Origin of the sequence: Faecalibacter bovis, from assembly GCF_017948305.1 — a bacterium.
In the GTDB taxonomy this organism is placed as follows: domain Bacteria; phylum Bacteroidota; class Bacteroidia; order Flavobacteriales; family Weeksellaceae; genus Empedobacter; species Empedobacter bovis.
Genome location: NZ_CP072842.1, coordinates 2,636,922 through 2,658,734, shown reverse-complemented (window position 1 = coordinate 2,658,734; position 21,813 = coordinate 2,636,922). Strand labels below are relative to the sequence as shown.

At 30.0% G+C, this 21,813-nt stretch carries 23 protein-coding genes; 9 read left to right on the top strand and 14 right to left on the bottom strand.

What is annotated here, in order from left to right:
* Positions 1 to 38: 38 nt before the first annotated feature.
* The 3 genes from J9309_RS12785 to fabG all read right to left on the bottom strand — a co-directional run bounded on the left by J9309_RS12785 (position 39) and on the right by fabG (position 3,092).
* The gene (locus J9309_RS12785) at positions 39 to 587 is read right to left on the bottom strand and encodes a GNAT family N-acetyltransferase (protein ID WP_230476273.1); all 549 of its coding nucleotides are present in this window, start codon (positions 585 to 587) and stop codon (positions 39 to 41) included.
* Positions 588 to 593: 6 nt separating this feature from the next.
* Complete coding sequence (gene menD, locus J9309_RS12780) at positions 594 to 2,264, bottom strand: 2-succinyl-5-enolpyruvyl-6-hydroxy-3-cyclohexene-1-carboxylic-acid synthase (RefSeq protein WP_230476272.1); 1,671 nt, start codon at positions 2,262 to 2,264, stop codon at positions 594 to 596.
* 84 nt (positions 2,265 to 2,348) lie between these two features.
* Positions 2,349 to 3,092: a 3-oxoacyl-[acyl-carrier-protein] reductase gene (fabG, locus tag J9309_RS12775; protein ID WP_230476271.1), complete on the bottom strand. Its 744-nt coding sequence runs from the start codon at positions 3,090 to 3,092 to the stop codon at positions 2,349 to 2,351.
* A 153-nt stretch (positions 3,093 to 3,245) separates the two neighbouring features.
* On the opposite strand from fabG, the gene J9309_RS12770 reads away from it, so the two are divergent.
* On the top strand, positions 3,246 to 3,623 hold the full coding sequence (locus J9309_RS12770; protein ID WP_230476270.1) for a hypothetical protein: 378 nt from the start codon (positions 3,246 to 3,248) through the stop codon (positions 3,621 to 3,623).
* Between the two features lie 53 nt (positions 3,624 to 3,676).
* On the opposite strand, the gene metK is transcribed toward J9309_RS12770, so the two are convergent.
* Positions 3,677 to 4,936 carry a methionine adenosyltransferase gene (metK, locus tag J9309_RS12765; protein ID WP_230476269.1) on the bottom strand — a complete coding sequence of 420 codons (1,260 nt, stop codon included), beginning with the start codon at positions 4,934 to 4,936 and terminating at the stop codon, positions 3,677 to 3,679.
* Between the two features lie 420 nt (positions 4,937 to 5,356).
* On the opposite strand from metK, the gene J9309_RS12760 reads away from it, so the two are divergent.
* Positions 5,357 to 5,818 carry an Lrp/AsnC family transcriptional regulator gene (locus tag J9309_RS12760; protein WP_230476268.1) on the top strand — a complete coding sequence of 154 codons (462 nt, stop codon included), beginning with the start codon at positions 5,357 to 5,359 and terminating at the stop codon, positions 5,816 to 5,818.
* A 30-nt stretch (positions 5,819 to 5,848) separates the two neighbouring features.
* A complete protein-coding gene (gene msrA, locus J9309_RS12755) occupies positions 5,849 to 6,382 on the top strand; it encodes a peptide-methionine (S)-S-oxide reductase MsrA (RefSeq protein WP_230476267.1) in 534 nt (177 codons plus the stop codon).
* A gap of 135 nt (positions 6,383 to 6,517) precedes the next feature.
* Here the strand turns inward: msrA and J9309_RS12750 are convergent, their stop codons facing one another.
* Genes J9309_RS12750 through J9309_RS12730 form a run of 5 tightly spaced genes read right to left on the bottom strand, consistent with a single transcriptional unit; the run spans position 6,518 to position 11,420 of the window.
* A complete protein-coding gene (locus J9309_RS12750; protein WP_230476266.1) occupies positions 6,518 to 8,059 on the bottom strand; it encodes a TrkH family potassium uptake protein in 1,542 nt (513 codons plus the stop codon).
* The gene (gene trkA, locus J9309_RS12745; RefSeq protein WP_230476265.1) at positions 8,059 to 9,426 is read right to left on the bottom strand and encodes a Trk system potassium transporter TrkA; all 1,368 of its coding nucleotides are present in this window, start codon (positions 9,424 to 9,426) and stop codon (positions 8,059 to 8,061) included. The genes J9309_RS12750 and trkA overlap by 1 nt, the downstream gene beginning before the upstream one ends.
* Positions 9,427 to 9,449: 23 nt before the next feature.
* Positions 9,450 to 10,550, bottom strand: coding sequence for a peptide chain release factor 2 (prfB, locus tag J9309_RS12740; protein WP_230476264.1), 1,101 nt, complete (start codon positions 10,548 to 10,550; stop codon positions 9,450 to 9,452).
* A gap of 24 nt (positions 10,551 to 10,574) precedes the next feature.
* A complete protein-coding gene (locus tag J9309_RS12735) occupies positions 10,575 to 10,973 on the bottom strand; it encodes a hypothetical protein (RefSeq protein WP_230476263.1) in 399 nt (132 codons plus the stop codon).
* A 45-nt stretch (positions 10,974 to 11,018) separates the two neighbouring features.
* On the bottom strand, positions 11,019 to 11,420 hold the full coding sequence (locus J9309_RS12730) for a DUF6146 family protein (protein ID WP_230476262.1): 402 nt from the start codon (positions 11,418 to 11,420) through the stop codon (positions 11,019 to 11,021).
* A gap of 39 nt (positions 11,421 to 11,459) precedes the next feature.
* Here J9309_RS12730 and J9309_RS12725 point away from each other — a divergent pair, with 39 nt between their 5' ends.
* On the top strand, positions 11,460 to 11,807 hold the full coding sequence (locus tag J9309_RS12725) for an arsenate reductase family protein (protein WP_230476261.1): 348 nt from the start codon (positions 11,460 to 11,462) through the stop codon (positions 11,805 to 11,807).
* Positions 11,808 to 12,566: 759 nt separating this feature from the next.
* Here the strand turns inward: J9309_RS12725 and J9309_RS12720 are convergent.
* The 5 genes from J9309_RS12720 to J9309_RS12700 form a co-directional block, all read right to left on the bottom strand.
* Positions 12,567 to 13,643: a peptidylprolyl isomerase gene (locus J9309_RS12720; protein ID WP_230476260.1), complete on the bottom strand. Its 1,077-nt coding sequence runs from the start codon at positions 13,641 to 13,643 to the stop codon at positions 12,567 to 12,569.
* Between the two features lie 34 nt (positions 13,644 to 13,677).
* Positions 13,678 to 14,205: an FKBP-type peptidyl-prolyl cis-trans isomerase gene (locus J9309_RS12715; protein WP_230476259.1), complete on the bottom strand. Its 528-nt coding sequence runs from the start codon at positions 14,203 to 14,205 to the stop codon at positions 13,678 to 13,680.
* Complete coding sequence (locus J9309_RS12710) at positions 14,205 to 15,227, bottom strand: DHH family phosphoesterase (protein ID WP_230476258.1); 1,023 nt, start codon at positions 15,225 to 15,227, stop codon at positions 14,205 to 14,207. The genes J9309_RS12715 and J9309_RS12710 overlap by 1 nt, the downstream gene beginning before the upstream one ends.
* 110 nt (positions 15,228 to 15,337) lie before the next feature.
* Positions 15,338 to 16,165 carry an ABC transporter permease gene (locus J9309_RS12705; RefSeq protein WP_230476257.1) on the bottom strand — a complete coding sequence of 276 codons (828 nt, stop codon included), beginning with the start codon at positions 16,163 to 16,165 and terminating at the stop codon, positions 15,338 to 15,340.
* Between the two features lies 1 nt (position 16,166).
* On the bottom strand, positions 16,167 to 17,063 hold the full coding sequence (locus J9309_RS12700) for an ABC transporter ATP-binding protein (protein WP_230476256.1): 897 nt from the start codon (positions 17,061 to 17,063) through the stop codon (positions 16,167 to 16,169).
* 72 nt (positions 17,064 to 17,135) lie between these two features.
* Here J9309_RS12700 and J9309_RS12695 point away from each other — a divergent pair, with 72 nt between their 5' ends.
* From J9309_RS12695 to J9309_RS12675, 5 genes are read left to right on the top strand one after another with little or no spacing between them, the layout of a single operon-like run.
* Positions 17,136 to 18,020: a ChaN family lipoprotein gene (locus J9309_RS12695; protein WP_230476255.1), complete on the top strand. Its 885-nt coding sequence runs from the start codon at positions 17,136 to 17,138 to the stop codon at positions 18,018 to 18,020.
* Positions 18,021 to 18,040: 20 nt separating this feature from the next.
* The gene (locus tag J9309_RS12690) at positions 18,041 to 19,411 is read left to right on the top strand and encodes a Gfo/Idh/MocA family protein (RefSeq protein ID WP_230476254.1); all 1,371 of its coding nucleotides are present in this window, start codon (positions 18,041 to 18,043) and stop codon (positions 19,409 to 19,411) included.
* Positions 19,395 to 20,318, top strand: coding sequence for a nucleotidyltransferase family protein (locus J9309_RS12685; protein ID WP_230476253.1), 924 nt, complete (start codon positions 19,395 to 19,397; stop codon positions 20,316 to 20,318). The genes J9309_RS12690 and J9309_RS12685 overlap by 17 nt, the downstream gene beginning before the upstream one ends.
* Entirely contained in the window at positions 20,318 to 21,334 is a 1,017-nt protein-coding gene (locus J9309_RS12680) for a phosphotransferase enzyme family protein (protein ID WP_230476252.1), read from the top strand. Before J9309_RS12685 ends, J9309_RS12680 begins: the two co-directional genes overlap by 1 nt.
* Positions 21,322 to 21,804 (top strand): GNAT family N-acetyltransferase, encoded by a 483-nt coding sequence (locus J9309_RS12675; RefSeq protein WP_230476251.1) that lies wholly within the window; start codon positions 21,322 to 21,324, stop codon positions 21,802 to 21,804. Before J9309_RS12680 ends, J9309_RS12675 begins: the two co-directional genes overlap by 13 nt.
* The last annotated feature ends 9 nt before the right edge of the window (positions 21,805 to 21,813 follow it).

The window sequence follows — 21,813 nt, the reverse complement described above, 5'->3', positions numbered from 1 at the left end:
TATAAAAAAGACTTGGATTAATGTTCCAAGTCTTTTTGTTATATAAAATTTGTTAAATAATCTTGTCTATTCAATTCCCAATAAAAAAAATCATTTTCTTGATCTATTTTAATGAAATGTAAACGTTCTAATAACTGTATAGAAGCTTTATTATCAATTAGAGTTGTAGCTGTTATTAAAGATAATGATTCATTCTTATAAGCCCAATTGATTAAACCTTTTACAGCTTCGATTGCAAATCCTTTTTTTCTTTCGGCTTCGATAATACCATATCCAATGTCAGCTTTGTTAAAAATGGTGTTATATCCTTTAAAACCAACATCGCCGATAATTTCTTTTGTATCTTTTTTTACAATCATCCAAGATTCGAAACCTGTAGGAGCGATTACTTTAGATAAATTGAATACTATTTTCGGTAATGTTTCAATAATTTCTTGATCAGGCCAATTTTTACCACATGTTAGATTTAAAGCTTCAATTGATTTAAAATTTGAGTCTAAAATTTCTTGCGCAATTTCTTTTGTATAAGGAATTAGGGTTAATCTTTCCGTTTCAATTGGTTTAATTTCAAATGGATTTATATACAAAGTATTTTATTTAATATTTGAAAAATAGGCTCTTAAAATTGAATCGTTTGCAGCGTTTTTAGTATCAATTTCTAAAATTTTTGGACGATCACTTTCAGCATAAAAATCAGCATATTGATTTTCTAAATCACTTAAATTTGAAACTGATTGATATTCAAAATTGAACATTTTAGCTAAATGTTCAGCCGTTAAATGATGTTTTGTTTCAAAATAATCTTCAACAACATCTGTTTCGGAAGGTCCAGGAATAAATTTAAAAATATTTCCACCTCCGTTATTGATTAAAATAATTCTAAAATTCTTCGGCATATTTACATTCCATAGCGCATTAGAATCATAGAAAAACGAAATGTCGCCAGTAATCAAAACTGTATTTTCGCCTGAAGCAATACATGCACCAACTGCTGTAGAAGTAGAGCCATCAATACCGCTTGTCCCTCGATTACAGAAAACAGGATTTGAAGCGTTGTGATCAAACAATAATCCATAACGAATTACGGTAGAATTTCCGTATTGAATTTGCCAATTTTCAGGGTAATTTCTGATGATTGAATCAAAAGCTTTTAAATCCGAAAATGGAATCATTTGAATATATTCTTGGTGCTTTTTCTCATTATTTAAACGAATTGCATTCCATTTATCGTAATAATCAGATGTTTTTGGATTAACAAAACCAATTAATTGTTCTAAAAAGAACTCTGGTTTAGTTTCAATTTTATCCGTTAAAATTTGATAAGTATCAGGTTGCCAAAATTCATCTAAATGCCAATGTTGTTCAGCTTTATGTTCACGTAAAAAACGTTTTACTTTTTTAGAAACAATATTCTGACCAATTGTCAATAAAATTTCAGGTTTCAAATCTTCCAATTCTTCTTCAGGATAAGGAAATATTACTTGATCAATTTTATTAAAAAATTTTGGATGATGAATATTTGAAGTTACTTCGTTTAAAATTACAACAGAATCATCTTGAGCCAATTGGCCTAATAAATTATTTAAAGCTTCATTTGGGGAATGCATTCCGACTAATACCAATTTTTTAGCAGCAGAATTCCATCTACGCATATAATCAAATACGTCAATTTCTGGAAATTCTTTTTCGTCTATTGTAATATTATCAATCACAATATCAGGTTCTGTTACAAATTCGTACAAAGGTTCCGAAAACGGCATGTTGATATGAATTGGTGCAGATTTGTGGATACAATCTGTTAAAGCATATTTTGTAAGTAACATATTGCGAGTCAAATCGTCTGTTTCTTCACTTTCAGATAATTGAACGTTATGTACACTATGCGTTTCGAATATATTTTTTTGTCGGATTGTTTGTCCATCAAAATTATCTACCAAATGTTCGGGACGATCTGCTGAAAGAACAATTAATGGAACATTCTGAAAAAACGCTTCAGTAATAGCAGGGTAGTAGTTTGCAGTTGCAGAGCCGGAAGTACAGCAGACTACAACAGGTTTTTTGATTTGTTGCGCCACACCAAGTGCAACAAATCCAGCCGAACGTTCGTCTACAACGCTATATGTTTTGAATCGTTTATCATTTGCAAATTGCATGGTTAGAGCACCATTACGAGATCCTGGAGAAAGTACAATATGATCAATTCCAAAAGCTATTAAAGTTTCGGCAATTAATTGTACATTCAGTTTTTTTGATATTTTTCTCAAGATAAATTGTCTTTAAAATACAAAGGTTTTGAATAGCAAATGTACTAAACAAAACCTTTGAAAAGATATGATATTTTTAAGATATTATGTGTGCATACCTCCGTCAACACTTAATACTTGTCCTGTTACATAGCTTGATAAATCTGATGCTAAGTATAAACATGCGTTAGCTACATCTTCTGGTTGGCCACCACGTTTTAATGGAATTCCAGCTCTCCATTCTTCAACCACTTTAGGGTCTAAAACTTCAGTCATTTCAGTTTCGATGAATCCTGGTGCAATTGCATTACAACGGATGTTACGAGAACCTAACTCTAAAGCGACAGATTTAGTAAAACCAATTAAACCAGCTTTAGAAGCGGCATAATTTGCTTGACCAGCGTTACCTGTAATTCCTACAATAGAAGACATATTCACGATAGATCCTGAACGTTGTTTCATCATAGGTTTGATAACAGCTTTTGTTAAATTGAATGCAGAATTTAAGTTTGTTTGAATTACTTTTTCGAAATCATCAGAAGACATTCTCATTAATAATCCATCTTTTGTAATACCTGCGTTATTAATAACAATATCAATTTGTCCAAATTCAGTTAAAACATCATCAACTAATTTTTGAGCTGCCTCATAATCTGAAGCGTCTGATTGATATCCTTTTACTTTTCCAAATTGAGATAATTCTGCTTCTAATGCTTGTGCTTTTTCAACAGAAGATGCATATGTAAAAACTACATTGGCACCGTTTTTTACAAAAACTTCAGCAATACTTTTTCCAATACCACGAGTAGCACCAGTAATAATTGCAGTTTTTCCTTGTAATAAATTCATTTTATTGATGTTTATTTTCACCAAAATTACACTTTTTTGTGAGACTTAAAAATGTTAAAATTTAAATTTTTATGCTCAGATTATAAAGAATGATGATTTTTGGTATTATGGTTGTATTTCAGATTGTGATAATTATTTAAAAACAATCTTATTATGAAAAATCTATTAAAGTTATTTTTACTGTCAATCTTTGCTTTATTCGTTTTTACAGCATGTTCTAATGATGATGATCCTGCTGATAATGATTTATTTGTAGGGACTTATAATGGTGCTGTGAGTTATATTTCTGGTGATACAAATATAAACAGTAACGTAGGGAATGTTAGAGTAGTAAAAGTTGGAAACAAGTACAATTTTATTTTTTCTAATAATATTCCAAACATCACTGGAGTAGAATTTATTAAAGAAGATGCGAATTACAGTATTAATGTAGGTGGTTCTGATTTGTCTTATATCAGAATTAATGCAAATACATTAAAAATATTGTATGTAGTAGATGGTAAAACTTGGAGAGCAGACGCTACAAGGTAAAATAAAAAAAACTCGGTCATTTGACCGAGTTTTTTTATGAATTATATTTTGAATTAAATATTAAATGCTGATTTAACTTGATCAACGAAATCTAATTTCTCCCAAGTAAATAATTCAACTTCAACTTCAACAACATCGATTCCGTTAGCTGATTCAAAACGTTTTGTAACAGTTTCCGGTTGACGTCCTAAGTGTCCGTAAGATGCAGTTTCTTTGTAAATAGGATTTCTTAATTTTAATCTAGTTTCAATTGCGTAAGGACGCATATCAAAAATTTCAGATACTATTTTAGAAATTTCACCGTCAGTTAAGTTAACTTTTGCAGTACCTTTAGTATCAACTAATAAAGAAACTGGAGCAACTACACCGATAGCATAAGAAACTTGTACTAAAACTTCGTCAGCAACACCAGCTGCAACTAAGTTTTTAGCAATATGACGAGCAGCATAAGCAGCTGAACGGTCTACTTTTGATGGATCTTTTCCAGAAAACGCACCACCACCGTGAGCACCTTTACCACCATAAGTATCAACGATAATTTTACGACCTGTTAAACCAGTATCTCCGTGAGGTCCTCCAATTACGAATTTCCCTGTTGGGTTGATGTGATACGTAATGTTTTCGTTAAATAATTCACGAATATGAACAGGTAATTGCGATTTAACTCTTGGAATTAAGATGTTGATTAAATCGTTTTGGATTTTATCACGCATCGCTTGTTCATTAGCAAAATCATCATGTTGAGTAGAAATTACAATAGTATCTATACGAACAGGATTATTATCGTCATCATATTCAATAGTTACTTGAGACTTTGCGTCAGGGCGTAAATATGGTAATAAATCATTTTCGTATTTACGAATATGAGCTAATTCTTTTAAAATACGGTGAGATAAATCTAATGCTAAAGGCATATAGTTATCTGTTTCGTTTGTTGCGTAACCAAACATCATACCTTGGTCACCAGCTCCTTGTTCTTCATCAGAAGTACGGTCAACACCTTGATTAATATCAGGAGATTGTTCGTGGATTGCAGATAATATACCACAAGAGTTAGCATCAAACATGTATTCGCTTTTCGTGTAACCAATTTCTTTAATTGTTTCACGTGCTACTCTTTGTAAATCTATATATGCTTTAGATTTTACTTCACCAGCTAAAACTACTTGTCCTGTTGTAACTAAGGTTTCACAAGCAACTTTACTTTTAGCATCAAAAGCAATAAAGTGATCTAATAATGCGTCTGAAATTTGATCAGCGATTTTATCTGGATGTCCCTCTGATACTGACTCAGATGTAAATAAATATGACATTTTGTATAAATTTAAATATATAAGTCGAGAGGAAATGCGATAACTGAAGTATCCTGGTTTAGCATTTGTTTAATGAGGTTGCAAGCAGTCAAATCATTCCTCTACCTAAATTTGTAGGGCAAATATACAATCTGTTTATGAATCTAAAAATTTTTTGATGTTAGATTTTCTTTATTTTAAAAATATTTCAGAATCTATATTCTACTTACTTCATAGACAAAATAATTATTTGTTTATTTCAATTCTTTAGAAAATTTTTCAGTCTATCTGAAACCAATAAACTTAAGTTTTGTATAATAATAAGTGTTTGACGATAATTTATGAAAATTATTCTATTAATAATGGTTAAATAAGAAATTAATCAAGTTGTTTTTTGTTATATTATATGTAATTTAGAATAAAATTTTTTCTACACCTATTATGAAAATAGACGAATTAGATCAGCAACTATTAATGCATTTGCAAGAGAATAGTAAAATAACTTATAAAGAATTGTCAGATAAATTGAATTTATCATCAACAGCAATTCATGAAAGAATAAAAAAGCTTGAAAAAGCAGGAGTAATTAACAAATATGTAGCTTTAATTAATAGAAGGTTTATTAATAAAGAGTTATTAGTTTTTAGTCATGTAAAATTAAGTCAGCATTCTCAAGAAAATATTTCAGTATTTGAATCTGAAATTAAGAATTTGAAAGAAGTACAATCATGTTTCCACGTAAGTGGCGATTATGATTATATTGTAAAAATGGCTTTTGAAAGTATGGACGAGTACCGTGATTTTATGGTTAATAAACTAACAACAATCAAATCTATCGGAAGTACACATAGTACTTTTGTGATTGGTGATATAAAAGATGATACATCTTATCAGTTAATTTAATTTTTTTTAATTTATATAACTTAATTATTTATGGCGATTGAAACAGCAATTTTTGGAGCTGGATGTTTTTGGTGTGTTGAAGGAGTTTATAATTTATTAAAAGGAGTAGAGCTTGCTACTTCTGGATATTCGGGAGGTGATATAGTTAATCCAACATACAAAGAAGTTTGTACAGGAGAAACAAACCATGCCGAAGTTGTTAAAATTGATTTTGATTCTTCTATAATTTCTTACGAAGAATTATTAGAAGCATTTTGGGCAGTTCATGATCCAACTAGTTTAAATAAACAGGGTGAAGATGTAGGAACTCAATACAGATCTGTGATTTATTATTTAAATGAAGAACAGAAATTGAAAGCTGAAGAATCTAAGGTAAAATTGGATGCGTCGGGTTATTATGATAAACCAATTGTAACAACGATAGAACCTTTTGATGTTTTTTATGCGGCAGAAGATTATCATCAAGGGTATTATAATGAGAATCCAACCCAACCATATTGTTCAGCAGTTGTTGGACCAAAAATTCAAAAATTCAGAGCAAAGTTCAGTGATAAGTTAAAATAATTTTAAATTTTAAGATAATTTTGGCATAGTCATTGATTAAGTTTAAATAACCAATCTAAATCAATAAAAACCAACCAAACCAACCGTAGGCGAAAGAAGGGCTTAATTAAATAAGAACTGCTTTCGCCTTTTTTATTAATTATTTTTCCAAAATGCTGGAGTAAATAGAATCAAAATAGTAAATAATTCTAATCGACCTAGAACCATTAAACCTGAGCATAATAATTTCGCAGAATCAGTTAGATTATTCATAGTTTGTCCTGGTCCAAAATCGCCAATACCAGGCCCTACATTACCTAGAGTAGAAGCAGTAATGGTTAATGAAGTTAAAACATCTTCCATATTCATCGTTATTCCAAAGTTTAATAATCCAAATAATATTGAACTAATGATCCATGTAAACATGAACATAACAAAAAATGCCATTACATGGAAAACAACAGCTTCAGGTAAAGATTTGTTATTGTAACGTACAGGTACAATCGCGTTTGGGTGTAAAATTCGTTTAAATTCTACAAAACAGTTTTTTAATAAAATTACTTGTCTTATTACAGTTACACCTCCAGAAGTAGACCCCGCAGATCCACCAATAAAAAATAATGCAAAAAATATTAGTGTAATTATGCTTAACCAATTGGTGTAATCTTCAATATAAAATGCAGTTGTAGAAACAATAGAAATTACATGAAATAAAGAAGTTCTGAAAGAATGTTCGATGCTAGCCAGACTATAAATATCACTTCCAATACTAGGAAAAACCACAAAAAATAATCCTGAGAAAACGACTAATGTCGTAAGGCTAATCAATGCAATATACCATCTAAATTCTTCATTTTTCCAGATTCTTTTAAATTGTCCTTTGGTCATCAGATAAATCAAAGAGAAATTAGTTCCGCCAATAAACATCAATATCATTAATAAATATTGTACAGGAATATTGTCGCTCCAAAAAGCAATTCCTTGATTTTTGGTTGAAAATCCACCCGTTGAAATAGCACTCATTGCATGATTGGTTGCATCAAACAAATTCATACCAGAGAAATACAGGAAAATAGAAAATATTAGCGTTAAAGCAACGTATAAAATCCAAAGATTCTTAGCAGTATCAGTAATTCTTGGGTGTATTTTATCTGTATAAATTCCTGGAGCTTCAGCTAAAAATAATTGTCGACCTCCAATACCTAAAAATGGTAATATGGCAATTGTTAAAACAATAATTCCCATTCCTCCAATCCAATTGGTTGTGGTTCTCCAAAACAAAATACTCTTTGGTAGATTTTGAGGATCATTAAAAATGGAAGATCCAGTTGCTGTATATCCAGATACAGTTTCGTAAAGGATATTGATAATATGAAACTGATTATGAACTAAATCATCATCAGGTAAATAGAAATATGCTAAAAAATAGGGTATACAGCCAGTTAAGATTAAAAATAACCAGCCTATAAACACAACGAGGTAACCTTCTCGTTTTGAAACGTGTTTCCGACTATCTTTTGTTGAATAAACCATTAATCCTCCTAAAATTCCGATTATCGAACCTGAAAATAAAAATGAATATGTTAAAGCGTCACCAAAATAAATGCTTACAAACATGCTTACAAACATAAATAATGCATTTAAAAGTAATAAAACTCCAGAAAGATTAAGGATTACTTTATAATTTATGGATTTCATTACTTAAAATATTTTGTCACTTTAGAAATGATATTGGCTTGACTAAATACAACAACACGATCTAAAGGTTCTAAAATAAAATCTTGAGTAGGAATCCAACCTTCGTTTCGACGCACAATTCCGGCGATGATTGCATCTTGTTGATAAGGAAAATCGCTAATTTTTTTGTAAGCTGCAGTTGAGTTTTCCTGAATTTTAAACTCTAAAACTTCTGCATCTAAATCAGAAATTCCTGTTACATCCATTACTTCACCTGGACGAATATATCTGAAGATACTATCTGCGGTTAATAATTTTTTATTAATAAATGCATTAATCCCAACTTCTTGAGCCAAATGAATGTAATCGATATTTTCAACCAATGCAATTGTCTTTTTAACACCTTTTGATTTTGCTAAAAGACAAGACATTATATTAGTTTCTGAACTACCTGTTACCGCAATAAAAGCATCAGAATCAGAAATTCCTTCTTCAACTAAAAGTTCACCATCACGACCATCACCGTTGATGATAAGCGTACTACTCATTTCATCAGCTAAATCAAAAGCTTTATGACGATTGATCTCGATTAGTTTTACATTATGCTTATTTTCAGAAAGAATTTTAGAAGTTTTAATTCCGATACTGCCACCTCCAAGAATGATAATGTTTTTGAAATATTCTTGTTTTTTACCTAAAATCTTATAAATCTCGATAATTCCAGATTTTTTTACAATAAAGTATATTTGATCTCCGATTTGGAATTCGGTATCGTTTTCAGGTATGATCGTATAATATTCACCACGCTCGTTGCTACGAATAATAGCGATAGGCATAAAAAGATTTTCAACACCTCCTTTGGATGTTAAATACATATCTTTAAACTTTTTATTCAGAATTTTAGCGTCTTTGTCTAAAATTGTTCCAGCTAAGAATAATTGCCCATTTGCGAATGAATGCATGGTATTAAATGCTGATTGCTGAATTAAAGAATATATTTCACTAGCAGCTAATTGTTCTGGCGAAATAATAATATCAATTCCTAAACTTTTAACCCAAAGTTGATTATCTGGATGTAAAAATTCGGGGTTAGAAATACGCGCAATAGTTTTTTTTGCACCCATTTTCTTCGCAATCATGGCGCTAGTCAAGTTTGTGTTCTGAAGATGAGTTACCGTGATAAACATATCAGCTTCGTCTGCTTTTATTTCGCGTAAAGCTTTAAAAGAAGTAATATCGCCTCGAAACGCCATTACATCTAAGTTGTTCTCGATAAAAGCAAGTTTATCTTTATCCATATCAACGATAATAATATCGTTTAACTCATTGGATAATAATTTAGCCAGATGGAAACCAACTTCTCCAGCGCCACCAATAATAATTTTCATAATAGCAGTGTGAAATTACACTATTAATTAGATGTTTCTTTTTGTCCCATTAACATTAGGAAAGACTTTAAGAATTCATCAATATCACCATTCATTACAGCATCAACATTTCCTGTTTCAGTACCTGTACGAACGTCTTTTACTAATTTATATGGATGCATAACGTAATTACGAATCTGAGAACCCCATTCGATTTTCATCTTATTCGCTTCAATTTCGTTACGAGCAGCCATTTTCTTTTCTAATTCAATTTTATATAACTCAGATTTTAACATCTCCATTGCACGTTCACGGTTGGCTAACTGTGAACGTTCTACTTGACAAACTACAACAATACCTGTTGGTTTGTGAGTTAATTGAACTTTTGTTTCAACTTTATTTACATTTTGACCTCCAGCACCACCAGAACGAGAAGTTTGTAATTCGATATCGGCTGGATTAATTTGGATATCAATCGTATCATCTACGATAGGAGAGACGTAAACCGAAACGAATGATGTGTGACGTTTTGCATTAGAATCGAAAGGCGAAATACGAACTAAACGATGTACACCATTTTCTCCTTTTAAATATCCAAAAGCAAACTCACCATCAATTTCTAAAGTAACTGTTTTTACACCAGCAACGTCACCATCTTGGTAGTTCAGTTCTTTTACTTTGTAACCGTGTTTATCAGCCCACATTAAATACATACGCATTAACATACTAGCCCAGTCACAAGATTCTGTTCCACCAGCTCCAGCAGTTATTTGTAAAACGGCTCCTAAATTATCACCTTCTTCAGAAAGCATGTTTTTGAATTCGATGTCTTCTATGATTTTTAAAGTTGTTTGGTATTGTTCCTCAACTTCTTCATCAGTTACATCGCCTTCACGATTGAATTCAGTTAAAACTTCTAAATCATTAACAGCAGTTTCGATAGCTTTATATTCGTCAACCCATTTTTTCTTACCACGAAGAGTTTTCATAAAAAGTTCTGCTTCTTTTGGATTATTCCAAAATTCTGGAGAAGCTGCAGTTTCTTCTTCGTTTTGTATTTCGATTTCTTTTTGTTCGATTTCTAAATACGTATATAAATCAGCAGTTCGCTGTTGTAAATTTTTAAGTAACTCTGTATTAAACATAGTTTTGATTTAATAGATTAGATTTTAACCTTTAATTAATTGATCTTCTGATCCGTCCCAAGATAAAATTTTATATTCAATACCTTGTTCCATTTCCATCTCGTGACCTTTCAGGGCAAAGAAAGAATCGTCCCATTCACCTTCATCGTAAGCAACTACCCAAAACATTTCGTTTGAGATAATTCCACCTATAATATAGATAAGCTCTTCTACAGAATCAACAGCATAAGTAGTAAAGGGATGATCAGCACGAATCCAAATTTGATCATCATCTGATGTTTGAATATAAATGCTTCCCATTGGAGTTTTTTGATCGTTTTCGAATGTAAACTCTAATAAATCTGTATCTTGTTTATTTAGTCCCTCTAACTGAGGAAATAAAGTAATTATTTCGTTGTAAACTTCTGTAGAAAATGAATTCATAAATTCTTAAAATAAGGTGGCAAATGTATTGCATTTTGCTCAATTTTACATTAAACGGACTTTATATTTCCATTCAATAAATTGGAAAAAGTTAAATAATTTATACTCAAAATCTAAACCGTAATCTACATTAGAATCTAAATCAATGCTCACGGCATATAAATTTTGATCATAAACTGATGGCATCATGTGTCTTTGATTCCAAATTGAAGTATACATTCTATTTTTTGATTTATAAAATTCGTACGTGTTATATGTTTTAGGACGAGCGATAGATTTTAAAAATATATCATACTGAGGATCAAAAACAATAATGTCATATTCTCCATTATCATTTGGTTCAAAAGTTAATTTATTACCAGTTGTAGCATTGTTATTTGAAACTGAATTTGTTGTACAAGAGGTTATAAAAATTGAAAGTATTAAAATAGAAAAGAATCTTATCATTGGATTGAAATTTATTAAATTTATCAAAAAAATAGCAAAATGTACACCGTTTTACATAATTCAAGATGTGGAAAAAGTAGAGATGCCATTAAAATGATGGAAGAAGCTGCTGTAGAATTTGAAGTGAGAGAATATTTAAAAGATGAATTGTCTTTTGATGAGTTAAAAAATGTGATAACACAATTAAAAGTTTCCCCAATTGATATAGTTAGAACAAACGAATTGATTTGGAAAGAACAATTTAAAGGAAAAGATTTCTCTGATGATGAATTAATTAAAATTATGGTAGAAAATCCTAAATTAATTCAGCGACCAATCGTTTTACGAGATGGAGAAGGAGTAATAGGGCGACCTGCGGAAAATATAACAGAATTTATAAAAAAATAAAAGGTTCGAAATCGAACCTTTTACTAACCTAAATTACTATAAAAAAACACTATGAATTAAAACTAATTTTAAAGCTCAATCTTCTTTAAAATTTCGTTTTAGAATGAATATGAAAAAATTAATTTTATATTGCAAAGTTGTAGAATATTTATTCAGTTTTAATAAAAATATATACAAATTATTCTATTAAGAAATAGTTAGAAACTATTGTGTTCGTTATAAATGAGTTTTATCTCGATAAACACTAGGAGTTTTTATATGTAAAACAATGGTTAAAGGTTTATTCAATAATTGAAAATTTAACACAAATCAATTTTATAACTCCTTTTGAATTAATAAATTATATAAAAAAAAGGTTTTGCAAATGCAAAACCTTTTTAACCAACCTAAACTACTATAAAAAAACACTATGAATACAAAGGGATAATTTTTCAATCTTAATAATCAACTTCATTTGATTACCCCTTTACATGTCGAAAACTTTAATTTTCTATTGCAAAGATTGTTTAAATTTTTTAGCCGAAACGAATAAAATTAAGGAAATTTATCTATTAACAAATAGATTTAATTTATAATTTTAATCATGTTTTGTGTAAAGTTCCTATTCATGAGTGTTGAAAGCAGATTTTATTTTGAATAAATTAAATTCAAATTTTGAAGATTTAACAATTTTAACATATTGTTTTAATGATATTACATTTTCAAATAAAAAAAAACTACAGATTTCTGTAGCTTTTTTTATTGAATTATAAATAATTATTAGTTTAAAACTTCCATATCGAAGTATAAAGTTGCATTTGGTGGAACAACACCTCCAGCACCTCTTGATCCATAACCTAATTCAGCCGGAATGATTAAAAATACTTTAGTACCTTTTTTGAATAAAGTTAAAGCTTCCATCCATCCTTGAATTAAACCAGTTACACCAACTGTTACGTCTAATGGTTGATTACGATCGTATGATGAATCTAATTTTTCACCATCTGCTAAACGTAAAGTGTAGTGAGTTTTGATTGGTTCTCCATGTGCAGGAACTTCACCATTACCTTCTTCTAAAATTACATATTTTAATCCAGAAGCTGTTGAAGTAGCTTTAGATTCTAAATCTTTTTGACGTGCAATTTCAGCATCTAATTCAGCTTGTTTTTTAGTAGCAGCTTCAGCTTGTTTTTTAGCGTGATTTTCTTTTGCAGCAACAAATGCTTCAGCACCGTCATATTTAGCGTATTTATCACCTTTACGAGCAATTTCAACTTTCTCAATTGTTACAGGAACAACTGGTTTGTCGCTTGGTGTTTTTTCAACATTCGCAATAGAATCAATAACTTCTAATCCTTCGATAACTTTCCCGAAAATAGTATGACGACCGTCTAACCATGGAGTAGGAACTTCAGTAATGAAGAATTGAGAACCATTAGTTGCAGGTCCTGAATTTGCCATTGATAAAATACCTTTTGAATCGTGTTTTAAATCAGCATCAAACTCATCTTCAAAATCGTAACCTGGACCACCTGTACCAATACCATCAGGATCACCACCTTGAATCATAAAATCTTTAATCACACGGTGGAAAACAATTCCGTCATAAAATGGAACTCCTTTTGCTTTTGCTTTATTTTCGATTGTTCCTTCTGCTAATCCAACAAAGTTAGCTACAGTCATAGGAGCTTGTTCTTCGTAAAATTTGATTGTCATTGCTCCATGACTAGTAGTCATTTTAGCGTACAATCCATCTTCTAAATTTTTAAATTCTTCTTTACTCATCGTCTTTGGTATTTTAACGCCACAACTAACAAGAGTAGTTATGACTGTTAAGATTAATACTAATTTTTTCATTTAAATAATTCACAGGTGTTTTAATTATATTCGTTTAGTGTTTTTTAATTTCGTTAACTTTTACATCAAGTATAAGTGGCTGATTTGGTTCGATTTTATTATCATCACCATAACCAGCATAACCAAGAAATGAAGGGAGTAAAACACGCGCTTCCTGACCTGGTTCTATTAATTGTAAAGCAGCATGTAATCCACGTGCAATATCGGCTTTTCCTAAAATAATTTTTTGAGTTCCGATTTCACTATACGGATAGATTAAGTTTCCTTTTACATCATAAACTTGGTAAGTGAAATTAACATAATTTCCAACATTTGCCATAGTTTCTGTTTTTTGACCACTGTTAGAAATCCATAAACCACTTTCAGTTTTATTAAAAGTTAAATCTGAAGTTTTTTTGTATTCTTCAAACCATTGTATTTCTTCTTGTAATAACATTTTACCTCGTTCTTGTGAACGTTGCATAAAATCGTCGTTACTATAGCTTACTGGATATTGTACAATTTGATTATCACAACTTACAAATCCAATACTTGCAATTATTAATAAGGCAAATTTATTCATTAGATAGTTACTTTTGTAAGATTATCTTGATATTGAGGTAACAACGATTTGAAATAAGTTATAGTATCTTCCATTGATAAATCACTTCTTCCGCCTGCAGCATTCATATGGCCACCTCCGTTGAAGTGTTTACGCGAAAAATCGTTTACGTCAAAATCACCTTTTGAACGTAAAGATATTTTAATAAAATTATGAACGGTATCTTCGATAAAAATAACTGAAAATACATAATTCTCAACGCTTAAACCGTAGTTTACAAAACCTTCTGTATCTCCTTTCTGAAATCCATTTGCAAATAAATCTTCACGCTTTATGTACATAAAAGCTGTGCGAGATTCTGGAATAAAGGAAAGATTATTTAACGTTAAGGATAAAAGTTTTAATCGCGCTTCTGATTGTGAATCGTTTACGTATGAAGTGACTTTATCAACTTCAACTCCACGATCAATTAAATTGGCAACTATACGGTGAGTAGAGGCAGAAGTATTTCTAAATCTAAATCCACCGGTATCGGTCATCATTCCTGTATAAATACAGTCGGCGATATCTTTATCAATTTTGTCAACTTCTCCCATAGCCTCAATAAAATTGTAAACCATTTGGCAAGTTGCTGGCATTTCAATATCAGAATACATAAAATCAAATGTATCTGGTTCTCTGTGATGATCTATTAAAACTTTAGGGGCTTTTGATTTTTGTACCCAATCTCCTAAATCATCAATACGTGTTACCGTATTAAAATCTAAAATAAAAATAATATCAGCTTGATGAATAATAGCTTCAGCACGTTTTGCCTGATAATCTGCAATTACAATTTCTTTTGCAGCTGGCATCCATTTTAAAAATTTAGGAAAATCGTTAGGAGCTACAACGTTACACGTGTGGTTAAATTTCTTTAAAAAATGGTACATGGCTAAGGTTGAACCTATGGCATCTCCATCTGGATTTTTATGAGGTAAAATTGCAATCTTCTTTGGAGTAGAAAGCAATTCTTTTAACGTGTCAAAATTTGTCATTTGCATTGAGCAAAGATAATAAAACGAATTAAAAACTTCTGTTGTTTTACGGAATAAAAAAGCATGTTAAAATCTTTTTTTAACATGCTTTGTTTTATGATATTTTGAAAAATTTATTATAAATCTCTCTTTTTAATTAATAGGTATGATAAGCCTAAAAACAGAATCGTATAGAAAATATTCATCCCGAAATGATCCCATTGAACATGAGATTCTGTAAAGAACTTACCGTTCATCATGTATTGTGAAATACTTCCTGGAGGAAATCCTATAATTTTACCATTAGATGTAATTGGTAAATAAGATGTTATGAATGTTAGTTCTTCATCATTTATCTGATTATTTTTTAATCTAATAAAAGCTTCAGATCCTCTAAAAATAGATTCGATAATAAAAAGAACGAAGATTGATAATGTTGCAAACGTGCTTTTCTTAAGAAGAAACGCTAAAAACATAGCAAATGAAATGAATGTTATAATTTCTACTAAAAATCCAGCTAAAAATTCGATTCCATTAGTCAAATTAAATTCTTTTGAAAAATTTAACCCCAAACCTAAAACAATAAATAGTACTAATAAAGATGAAGCTATAGCAAATAAAATATTCATTATTAATTTACTACTGAAAAATTCTAACTTCGTTAATCCATCAATTGTATTTTGTTTAAAAGTTCCGAAAGAATATTCATTGGAAATATTATTAATTACAATAATAGCTAAAAAGAATTTACCAAATCCTACAACCCAAGCAATATTGTGCCAAATTACAGGAAATTCTAAAGCTCCAAGTTTTATAAAATCAACTTCAATCCCGTTTAAATTTGGTTTTATGTTAGGTAAAACCGCACCCATAATCGCAATTAAAATAAAATACAAGATTAAAAAAATTCTTGTTCCTTTGTTATAGAACATTTTGTTCCATTCGATACGTAATAATCTATTCATTTTATTTATTTTCTTGGATTAATTGGAAGAATTGATTTTCTAAACTTTCTTTTCTTTGAACTAAGTGTGATAACACAACACCTTTTTCAAATAAGATTTTATTTAATTCTGCAGAAGAAATTGCTTGATTAAGTTTAGCTTCAATGAATTTGTTTTTCTCGATAACTGAATCAAAATAGGGTAATTGATTTAATGCATTCGTTAATAATTGCTGATTTTCTGCTTGTAAAATGAAGATACCAAAGCTATTATTCATATTATCAACTTCACCAGCATAAAGCATTTTTCCCTGTTTTAAAACTACAACGTGAGAACATACTTTTTCTACTTCATCTAATAAATGAGAAGCTAAAATAATTGTAGTTCCCATTTTAGCAATTTTCTGAATCAATTCTCGTATCTGAATAATTCCTTGAGGATCTAATCCATTCGTTGGTTCATCTAAAATCAAAACCTCAGGATCATTTAACAAAGCACCAGCAATGGCTAAGCGTTGTTTCATTCCTAAAGAATATTGTTCAAATTTATTTTTTTTTCGATCTAATAAACCAACTAATTCAAGTTTTTCATCAATTTTAGAATAAGGAACTTCTTTGATATCAGCTACGATTTGTAAATTTTTTTCGGCTGTTAAATAGGGATAGAATTTTGGACTTTCTATAATTGCTCCAATTTTCTTTAAAGAATTATTATCAGAAGATTTTCCAAACCATTTCCAACTACCGTTCGTTGGGTTTAAAACATTTAAGATCATTCCTAACGTTGTAGATTTCCCACTTCCATTAGGTCCTAACAATCCATAAACGTTTCCTTTTTCAACTGAAAAACTTATATCATTTACAGCCGTAAATGTTCCGAATTTTTTAGTCAGATTATTAATTTCAAGTACTTTTTGCATATTAAATTCAGATTCTTTATCAATTTAGTAGATGATTTCTTTAATTTGTTACATCAACACTATTTTATAATTATGAGAAATAAATTATTTAACCTATTTATATTACTCTTTACCCTTATTTCTGTATCAGGACAAGATTTAAAAGCTTTTCAATTTTACAATCAAAAAGGAAAACCTGTTGTGTTTGATAAAATGGTCAAAGAGTTAGTAAATTATGATGTCGTATTATTTGGTGAACATCATAATAATTCGATTAATCATTGGTTGCAACTAAAATTAACCGAGGCAATATATCAAAATAAAGGCAACAATTTAGTTTTAGGTGCTGAAATGTTTGAACGAGATAATCAAGAAGGTTTAAATCATTATTTAGCAGGGAAAATTCTAGATAAAGATTTAAAGGATCAGGTTAGATTATGGAATAATTTTAATACGGATTATAAACCTTTGTTGGATTTTGCAAAAAATAATCAATTACCATTTATAGCAACTAATGTTCCTCGTAGATATGCATCTGCTGTATCAAAAAATGGGGTAGATTCTTTAACTGATTTACCAGATTATGAAAAAAAATGGATGGTAAAATTACCTTATACAATTGATTATAATGCGCCAGGTTATCCAGAAATGATAAAAATGATGGGCGATCATGCGGGAACTAAAGCGAAACAATTTGTTGCTGCACAAGCTATAAAAGATGCTACAATGGCAGAGTCTATTATATTGAATCTTAATCAAAATAAATTGTTTTTACATTATAATGGTGATTATCATTCTAAACAATATGGAGGGATTTATTGGTATTTAAAGTTATATAAACGAAGTTTAAAAGTAGCAGTGATTCAAATTTTAGAATCAAAAAATATTTCGCTTAAACTAGAAATACCTGAAAATGAAAATTTCATTTTAACTGATTTTACTTTAGTTTTACCAGAAGATATTACAAAAACCTATTAATTAAATATACATAACACATTATGAATAGAAGATCTTTCTTACAAAACGCATCTATTGCAACATTTGGTGCATTAATTCTACCACAATCTTTGTTTGCGTTTGATTCTACATCAAAAAAAGTTAGAGTTGGATTAATAGCTGTCGGAATGAGAGGACAAGTTCATTTAGACGAGCTTTTAAAACGTGAAGACGTAGAAGTTGTAGCGATTGCTGAACCAGATCAAAGAATGATTGAACGTTCAAATAAAATTTTTGCTAAACACAACAAAAAACCGGTTCAATATTTTAGTAACGGAAATTATGATTATCGTAATTTATTAAAATTAAAAAACTTGGATGCGGTTATTATTTCAACACCATGGGAATGGCACGAGATTCAAGCTATCGAAGCTATGAAAGCTGGTAAAATCGTTGGATTAGAAGTTTGTGGAGCAATTTCTGTTGACGAATGTTGGAATTATGTAAAAGCTTACGAGGAAACGAAAGTTCCGATTTTTATGATGGAAAATGTATGTTACCGTCGTGATATAATGGCTGTGTTTAATATGGCTCGTAAAGGTAAATTTGGTGAAATTGTGCACGGACAAGGTGGTTATCAGCACGATTTACGAAATGTTTTATTCAACGATGGTAAACAACCGTATGGCGGAGGTGTAGAATTTGGTGAGAAAGGATTTTCAGAAGCTGCTTGGAGAACAAATCATTACCTAAAGCGTAATGGAGAATTATATCCAACGCATGGTTTAGGTCCGGTAGCAACAATGATGGATGTAAATCGTGGAAATAGAATTACACATTTAACTGCAATGGCTTCTAAACAAGCAGGTTTAACGGATTATATTATTAAACAAGCTGGGAAAGATCATCCAAATGCAAAAGTAGATTTTAAACAAGGAGATATTGTTCAAACAATCTTAAAATGTGAAAATGGTGAAACGATTCTTTTAACACACGATACATCATTACAACGCCCATATAATCTTGGATTTAGAGTACAAGGTACAAACGGGATTTGGCAAGATATAGGTTCAGGTGGTTTTAATCAAGGATTCTTATATTTTGAAGATGAAATGCAAAAAAATCATAAATGGACAAATTCGGAAGATTATTTAAAAAATTATGATCATCCTCTTTGGCAAAAAAATGAAGCAAAAGCAGCTGGAGCTGGACACGGAGGAATGGATTATTTCTTAATTAATGATTTTATTGAATGTATCAAGAATAACCGAGAATTCCCATTTGATGTCTACGATTTAGCAACTTGGTACGCTGTGACACCTTTAAGTGAAAAATCAATCGCTGAAAATGGTTCATCACAAGAAATGCCAGATTTTACAAAAGGAAAATATAAAACAAGAAAACCAATTTTTGGATTTGAAAACAACATCTAATCTTCTTTCATTAGTTATACTAGCTGGCGGTATGGGAAGTAGATACAATGGCCAGAAACAAATTGATCCTATCGGTCCAAATGGCGAAAGCTTAATGGAATATGCAATTTTTGATGCAATGGAGGTAGGAATTATGCATTTCGTGTTTATTATCAATCAACAGTTTGAAAATGAAACACGAAAATATTTTCAAAAAATTATTGAATTAAAAGGTGGTAGTGCAGAGTTTGTGCTTCAAACCACTTATACGTCAGTTCCAAGAAATTATTTTGATGATATTATAGATCGCAAAAAACCTTGGGGAACTGCACACGCATTGTTGGTTGCAAAAAATCATTTACTTAATAATTTTATTGTAATTAATGCAGATGATTTTTACAGCAAAAATTCGTTTCAGAAAGCAGTTACATTAAATTCTGAAGGTAAAATTGCGGCCAATCAATATGGAATTGTTACTTATTTATTAGAGAATACTTTGAGTGATAACGGAAGTGTTTCGCGTGGAATTTGTAAAATAGAAAAAGGAATTTTGTACGACGTTGTAGAACGAACAAATATTTTCAGATATGAAGATAAAATCATTTTTGAGGATGAAAATATTTCAGGTGTAATTGACAATAATACGTCAGTTTCTATGAATTTTTGGATTTTAAATCCTTCTATTTTTAGATTTTTAGAGGATAAATTCGATTTATTCATGAAATCGTATGCAAATGATCAAAAAAAGGAATTCTTTTTACCACAAGTAATCAATCAATTGATTCAAGAAAATAAAGTTGAGGTTTCCGCTTCAATATCGACTGATCAATGGTTTGGAATGACTTATCCAGGTGATAAAGATCTTGTAAAAGAAGAAATTTATTCTAAAATAAAACAAGGTTCTTATCCAAAAAAGTTGTGGTATTAATGGAAAACGTATTATCAAATTATTTCGAAAGACCTGAAGATGTTAACGTTTTTCCAATAAATCAAGGATATATAAATTCTACGTATAAATTATCGTTAGGTTATAACAATTATATTTTACAAAAGATAAATACTTCGATTTTTTTACAGCCCGAAATTATAGTTTCCAACATGTTGACGGTTGCAAATCATCTAAAATCGAAAAATTATACCAAAGCGATTCTTGATGTTATTCCGAATAAAAATGGAAATTATTTAACTTTTTTAAATGGTGAAACTTGGCGTATGACGAGTTTTGTTCCGAATTCTGTTTGCTACGATAAAGTGCTTTCAAAAGAACAAGCTTTTGCTGCAGCAAGTGCTATAAGCGAGTTTCATAATGTTTTAAATGATTTGTCAATTAATCGAATTTCTGAAAGTATTCCAGGTTTTTTAGATTATAAGAAACGTGTTTCAGATTATAAACTTGCCTTAATCAACGGAAATAAAAATAGAATTGAACGTGCTCAGAATGAGATTAATTTTATTCAAGATCATATATTTTTAATAGATAAATATTTAGAAATTGAGTTTCCTAAAAGAGTTGTTCATGCGGATGCTAAAATCAGTAATTTTTTATTTGATTCTGAGAACGAAACCAAAGTTGCAGGACTTATAGATTGGGACACGATTTTACCAGGAAATATTTTATGCGATTTTGGCGATATGATTCGTACCTATTCAAATTTAAAATCTGAAGATGATCCAGATCCAATCAATAATTTCTCATTGGAAAATTATCAGGCTGTAAAGGATGGTTTTATTTCGAATTTAAAAGATATTTTAACAGAAGAAGAGTTAAAATCTATTGATTTAACGGCATTTGTTGTTATTTTGATTCAAGCCATTCGTTTTTTAACTGATTTTATTTCAGACGATGTGTATTATCACACTTCAAAGGAAAATCAAAATTTGGATAGAACGTTAAATCAAATCAATCTTTTAAAATCTATAAATCAGCATATATGTATAAATTAAGTTACATCAAATTTGAAGAAGTAGATTTCGATAGCTATCATAAAATTGTGAATTCAGATAATGTTATGAAATATATTACAGGTTCTGCTTCTACTTTAGAACGTAGTACTGAGCGTTTCAAATCAATTATGGAAACGAATGAATCTCATCAATTGGGTGGATATTTTAAAGTCTATGATCGCAATCAAATAATTGGTTTAGCTAAATTAGAAAATTACATACATGAGGAAGATACTATTGAAGTTGGATATATTTTGATGGAAGATTTTTGGGGAATGGGTTATGGAACAACTATTTGTCAAGATTTAGTATCATTCGCCCGTCAGCATGAGTTGGCTAAATTTATCATTGGTATTATAGATCCCGAAAATATAGCATCTAAAAAAATATTGATGAATGCAGGTTTAGAAAGTTATTATATAGGAGAAGATAATAATTTACCTACAGAAAAATTAAGATTAAAATTATAATTTCGTATT

What these genes read in the sequence shown, in the direction of transcription:
- msrA (WP_230476267.1), top strand. Translation starts at nt 5,849, where the DNA reads ATGGCGATTGAAACAGCAATTTTTGGAGCTGGATGTTTTTGGTGTGTT.
- fabG (WP_230476271.1), bottom strand. Translation starts at nt 3,092, where the DNA reads ATGAATTTATTACAAGGAAAAACTGCAATTATTACTGGTGCTACTCGT.
- J9309_RS12760 (WP_230476268.1), top strand. Translation starts at nt 5,357, where the DNA reads ATGAAAATAGACGAATTAGATCAGCAACTATTAATGCATTTGCAAGAG.
- J9309_RS12690 (WP_230476254.1), top strand. Translation starts at nt 18,041, where the DNA reads ATGAATAGAAGATCTTTCTTACAAAACGCATCTATTGCAACATTTGGT.
- J9309_RS12735 (WP_230476263.1), bottom strand. Translation starts at nt 10,973, where the DNA reads ATGAATTCATTTTCTACAGAAGTTTACAACGAAATAATTACTTTATTT.
- J9309_RS12730 (WP_230476262.1), bottom strand. Translation starts at nt 11,420, where the DNA reads ATGATAAGATTCTTTTCTATTTTAATACTTTCAATTTTTATAACCTCT.
- J9309_RS12750 (WP_230476266.1), bottom strand. Translation starts at nt 8,059, where the DNA reads ATGAAATCCATAAATTATAAAGTAATCCTTAATCTTTCTGGAGTTTTA.
- J9309_RS12700 (WP_230476256.1), bottom strand. Translation starts at nt 17,063, where the DNA reads ATGCAAAAAGTACTTGAAATTAATAATCTGACTAAAAAATTCGGAACA.
- J9309_RS12715 (WP_230476259.1), bottom strand. Translation starts at nt 14,205, where the DNA reads ATGAATAAATTTGCCTTATTAATAATTGCAAGTATTGGATTTGTAAGT.
- J9309_RS12680 (WP_230476252.1), top strand. Translation starts at nt 20,318, where the DNA reads ATGGAAAACGTATTATCAAATTATTTCGAAAGACCTGAAGATGTTAAC.
- J9309_RS12710 (WP_230476258.1), bottom strand. Translation starts at nt 15,227, where the DNA reads ATGCAAATGACAAATTTTGACACGTTAAAAGAATTGCTTTCTACTCCA.
- metK (WP_230476269.1), bottom strand. Translation starts at nt 4,936, where the DNA reads ATGTCATATTTATTTACATCTGAGTCAGTATCAGAGGGACATCCAGAT.
- J9309_RS12770 (WP_230476270.1), top strand. Translation starts at nt 3,246, where the DNA reads ATGAAAAATCTATTAAAGTTATTTTTACTGTCAATCTTTGCTTTATTC.
- J9309_RS12695 (WP_230476255.1), top strand. Translation starts at nt 17,136, where the DNA reads ATGAGAAATAAATTATTTAACCTATTTATATTACTCTTTACCCTTATT.
- J9309_RS12705 (WP_230476257.1), bottom strand. Translation starts at nt 16,165, where the DNA reads ATGAATAGATTATTACGTATCGAATGGAACAAAATGTTCTATAACAAA.
- J9309_RS12720 (WP_230476260.1), bottom strand. Translation starts at nt 13,643, where the DNA reads ATGAAAAAATTAGTATTAATCTTAACAGTCATAACTACTCTTGTTAGT.
- trkA (WP_230476265.1), bottom strand. Translation starts at nt 9,426, where the DNA reads ATGAAAATTATTATTGGTGGCGCTGGAGAAGTTGGTTTCCATCTGGCT.
- prfB (WP_230476264.1), bottom strand. Translation starts at nt 10,550, where the DNA reads ATGTTTAATACAGAGTTACTTAAAAATTTACAACAGCGAACTGCTGAT.
- J9309_RS12725 (WP_230476261.1), top strand. Translation starts at nt 11,460, where the DNA reads ATGTACACCGTTTTACATAATTCAAGATGTGGAAAAAGTAGAGATGCC.
- J9309_RS12675 (WP_230476251.1), top strand. Translation starts at nt 21,322, where the DNA reads ATGTATAAATTAAGTTACATCAAATTTGAAGAAGTAGATTTCGATAGC.